Raw genomic sequence first — 3,323 nt, forward strand, 5'->3', positions numbered from 1 at the left:
GCCGGCGGCTACTTCAAGGGCGAGGGCGGCGAAATCCTCGACCACGAGGGCTTCTTCGACACCGGCGACGTCGCGACCATCGACGAGCACGGCTTCATGCAGATCACCGACCGCGCCAAGGACGTGATCAAGTCGGGCGGCGAATGGATCTCCTCGATCGACATCGAGAACATCGCCGTCGGCCATCCGAAGGTCGAACTGGCCGCCGTGATCGGTGTCGCGCATCCCAAGTGGGACGAGCGGCCGCTGCTCGTCCTCAAGCTCAAGCCGGGCCAGACTGGCGAGCCGCAGGAGTTCCTTTCCTTCCTCGAAGGCAAGATCGCCAAATGGTGGATGCCGGACGCCGTCGCCTTCGTCGACGACATCCCGCTGGGGGCCACCGGCAAGATCGACAAGAAGGTCGTCCGCGAGCAGTTCAAGGACTACCGGCTACCGGGGACCTAGGTGGCGCCCCGGCCTCCCACGTCCGGCCTGGTCAGGTTCGCGGCGGCGGCCGGGCTCGTGGCCCCGCTGCTGGTCCTGTTCGCCGCCACGGCGACGGATATCGGCTGGATCGGCTTCGACTTCGGGGTCGGCGTCGTCACGCTGCAGTGGGCCTGGTGGGCGGCCTGGATCGGTACGGCGCTCGGCCTGGTGGCCGCAGCGATCAGCCTGAGGAATCTCGGCCGCGTCTGGCCGTGGCTCGCGGTGGCGCTGTTGGCGCCCGGCCTGACGCTCGGGGCCATGATCTGGACCAAGGCGCGCGCCTCCAGCCTGCCGCCGGTCCACGAGGTCGCCACCGACTGGACCGAGCCACTGGCCTTTACGGACGGCCACCTGGAGCTTCGGGGCCCGGACGCCCTGCCCATCGAACCCGACCCGCGGCTGCCGGGCGCGCTGGGGGACATCGATCCGGCCTGGGCTGACTACGCCGGCCGCCGGGTGGCCGAGGTCAACGCCGAGACCTGTCCCGAGGCCCGCACAGTGCCCCGGCTGGTCCCGGCCGAGGAGGTCGTGGCCGCGCTCGAGGCCGAGGGAGTCCGGGTCATCGGCCAGGCGCCCTGGCGCGTCGAGGGCTCGCAGGAAAGCCCCTGGTTCGGCCGCGCCCGCGACGTGGTCGTGCGCATGACCCCGGAGGCCACCGACATCCGCTCCGTGGAGCGGATCGGACTGATCGACCTCGGCCAGAACTGTGATCTGGTCAGCGCCCTGGTCGAGCGCCTATCGCGCTAGGCGAAACTCGGAGCCCAGGCCGGGCTCTCCGGTCGATTCGGCGACCCCCAGCCTGACCAGCCGGATCAGGTGCGCCAGCACCGACAGGCTCGCCGCCGGCCAGAGGCGCTTGTCCACCGCCGCGTAGAGCACCGGGACCATCTCCCCGATCGCCCGATCGCCGACCTTGAGCCGCTCCACGATCTGCGCCTCGCGCGCCAACCGATGGGCCTTGTAGGCGGTCAGGAAGGGCCCAGGCTCGGTCACCGGCGGTCCGTGCGTCGGCCACAGGGTGGCGAAGCCGCGGTCCGCCACCGCGTCCAGGCTGGCCAGATAGGCGTCCATGTCCCCGTCGGGCGGCGTCACCACCGTGGTTGACCAGCCCATGACGTGATCGCCGCTGAAGAGGGCGTTCTCTTCCAGCAGGGCGAACGCCAGGTGGTTCGAGGCGTGGCCCGGCGTGGCGATGGCCTCGACCGTCCAGCCCGGGCCCGACACCCTCTCGCCGCCGTCCAGCACCACGTCCGGTCGGAAGCTCGCGTCGTCGCCTTCCTCGGCGACGGTCTCCAGCGAGGGCAGCGCAGGGGGCCGGGCCGCCAGGATCACGGCGCCCGTCGCCTCCGCGAACGGCCGGGCCAGCGGCGAATGGTCGGCGTGGGTGTGGGTCACCAGGACATGGCTGACGCGCTCGCCCTTCACCGCCTCCAGCAGCGCCTCCAGGTGACGGTGGTCCGGCGGGCCCGGGTCAATGACCGCCACCTCGCCGTGGCCGACGATGTAGGTCCCGGTGCCCACGAAGGTGAAAGGCCCCGGATTGTCGGCCACCACCCGCCGGATCAGCGGCGAGACCCGGTCACACCGGCCGTACTCGAAATCGAACTCGCGGACGAAAGGTATCAACGCGGTTTTCCGATGGCCCGCGCGCCGGGCGCCGGAACCGGCGGCCACTTCCGGCTGGCGCGCCGGGCGGCGGCCCGGGCTTTGCGTTCACCCCTCGTAAACCTTTCGGGAGTCCCGGTCATGGCCGCTTCGATCGCCCTTTCTGTCTCAAATCGGCTCCAGCGCGTCGCCTTCGCCTTCCTGTGTCTCGGGATGGTCCAGCTGGGCGTGGTCGCCTCCTGCACGCCGGAGCCGGCGCCCTACGCTGTGCGCGTGCCGATCAGCCGCTAGTCGAGCCAGGGCCTGAGATCGTAGCCGGCGCTGGCCCCGGCCTCGATCAGCTCCTCCTTCGGCGCGCCCCGCGCAAGCTGCACGCGGGCCCACACCGCCGCCGAGCGCGTGCCCGACCGGCAGAAGGCCAGAACCGGTCCGTCGCAGTCCTCGAGAACCTTCGACATCGCCGCTACGTCCGCGTCCGCCGGCTTTCCGCCGAACGGGACCGTGGCGTAGGCCAGCCCGGCCGAGCGGGCGGCGGCCTCCATCTGGGCTGATGTCGGCTGGCCTGGCTCCTCGCCGTCGGGCCGGTTGTTCACCACGGTGCGCACCCCGGCCTCGGCCACGGCGGCCATGTCCTCGGGCCGGACCTGAGGCGCGACGAAGAAGCCCTTGGCCAGCCGGCGCATCACTGTTCCCGCCGGACCCGGATGGCCGGGGCGTCCCCGACGTTCATCATGTAGCTGCCGAGCGCGGCGCGGCGGACGACGGCCGCCTCTCCGGCGCGGGGCCGGCCCCACATGCGGCCGTCGATCTGCCTCCAGACCGAGCCGTCCTCCATGGTGAAGACCCACACGTTGCGGTCGGCCTGCCGGGCCTGGGCCACGACGTAGGAGACATTGTCGATCTCCGGCGCCTCAACGGGTCCGTCCCCGCGGCTGAAGATGTCCAGATTGGGCATGGGGAAGCCGAACAGGCCCCGGCGCGTCTCCTCGACCTGGGCCCGGTCCAGCACCACGACGTCGCCGGCGCGCTCCGCCTCATCCAGGGCGGCGGCGGCGGCGTCATAACAGGCCAGGCGGGCGGCGCCGTCGGCGACCGCGCGGCAGGCGGCCAGCCGTTCCAGCGCGTCGGCGCGCTGGGCGTCCTGGGCCTGGGCGGCGCCCGCGGCCAGCAGGCCGGCGATCAAGAAGGCGATGGTGTGGGGAAATCTGCGCATATCGGAATCCGGGCGCGGCGCGCCCCCGCGGCGGCCGCGG

At 72.1% G+C, this 3,323-nt stretch carries 5 protein-coding genes and 1 pseudogene; 3 read left to right on the forward strand and 3 right to left on the reverse strand.

The window, feature by feature from the left end; genetic code table 11:
- Positions 1-444: pseudogene (locus tag Q0M60_RS11000) on the forward strand (AMP-binding protein); the annotation flags it as partial.
- A complete protein-coding gene (locus tag Q0M60_RS11005) occupies positions 445-1,212 on the forward strand; it encodes a DUF1499 domain-containing protein (protein ID WP_296819269.1) in 768 nt (255 codons plus the stop codon).
- On the opposite strand, the gene Q0M60_RS11010 is transcribed toward Q0M60_RS11005, so the two are convergent.
- Positions 1,201-2,091 (reverse strand): MBL fold metallo-hydrolase, encoded by an 891-nt coding sequence (locus tag Q0M60_RS11010; RefSeq protein ID WP_296819271.1) that lies wholly within the window; start codon positions 2,089-2,091, stop codon positions 1,201-1,203. The genes Q0M60_RS11005 and Q0M60_RS11010 overlap by 12 nt on opposite strands.
- A 120-nt stretch (positions 2,092-2,211) precedes the next feature.
- Between Q0M60_RS11010 and Q0M60_RS11015 the strand changes: the two genes are divergently transcribed.
- Positions 2,212-2,361, forward strand: a complete 150-nt coding sequence (locus Q0M60_RS11015) for a hypothetical protein (RefSeq protein ID WP_296819273.1) — start codon at positions 2,212-2,214, stop codon at positions 2,359-2,361.
- Here the strand turns inward: Q0M60_RS11015 and Q0M60_RS11020 are convergent.
- Complete coding sequence (locus tag Q0M60_RS11020) at positions 2,358-2,753, reverse strand: TIGR01244 family sulfur transferase (protein WP_296819275.1); 396 nt, start codon at positions 2,751-2,753, stop codon at positions 2,358-2,360. The genes Q0M60_RS11015 and Q0M60_RS11020 overlap by 4 nt on opposite strands.
- A partial coding sequence (locus Q0M60_RS11025; protein ID WP_296819277.1) for a hypothetical protein occupies positions 2,753-3,323 on the reverse strand: 571 nt, incomplete at its 5' end. The genes Q0M60_RS11025 and Q0M60_RS11020, both read right to left, overlap by 1 nt.

The sequence above is a fragment of the Brevundimonas sp. genome (genome assembly GCF_024711105.1).
Taxonomy (GTDB): domain Bacteria; phylum Pseudomonadota; class Alphaproteobacteria; order Caulobacterales; family Caulobacteraceae; genus Brevundimonas.

Bases quoted from the DNA above. Each gene is read 5' to 3' on its own strand.
- Q0M60_RS11015 (WP_296819273.1), top strand. From the start codon at position 2,212: ATGGCCGCTTCGATCGCCCTTTCTGTCTCAAATCGGCTCCAGCGCGTC.
- Q0M60_RS11020 (WP_296819275.1), bottom strand. From the start codon at position 2,753: ATGCGCCGGCTGGCCAAGGGCTTCTTCGTCGCGCCTCAGGTCCGGCCC.